General features: G+C 51.0%; 1 tRNA gene and 1 rRNA gene. Both read left to right on the top strand.

The features are described 5' to 3' along the window. Window positions 1-73: ribosomal RNA gene (locus O0550_RS24275) — 16S ribosomal RNA — on the top strand; the annotation flags it as partial. A 94-nt stretch (window positions 74-167) separates the two neighbouring features. Continuing rightward, a tRNA-Ile gene (locus tag O0550_RS24280) sits at window positions 168-244 on the top strand. The last annotated feature ends 11 nt before the right edge of the window (window positions 245-255 follow it).

Genomic DNA, 255 nt, shown 5'->3' on the forward strand with positions numbered 1-255 from the left:
GGTGGGGTAGATAACTGGGGTGAAGTCGTAACAAGGTATCCGTACCGGAAGGTGCGGATGGATCACCTCCTTTCTATGGAGACTTCCGATATCTCTTCGAGATATACGGTAGCAAATCGGCTAGCAAGCATCTTTACTGTTCAGTTTTGAGAGAGCATGGCTCTTAGGGGCCTATAGCTCAGTTGGTTAGAGCGCACGCCTGATAAGCGTGAGGTCGGCTGTTCGAGTCAGCCTAGGCCCACCATCTACCACATT

Source organism: Brevibacillus halotolerans, from assembly GCF_026891775.1.
In the GTDB taxonomy this organism is placed as follows: domain Bacteria; phylum Bacillota; class Bacilli; order Brevibacillales; family Brevibacillaceae; genus Brevibacillus_B; species Brevibacillus_B halotolerans.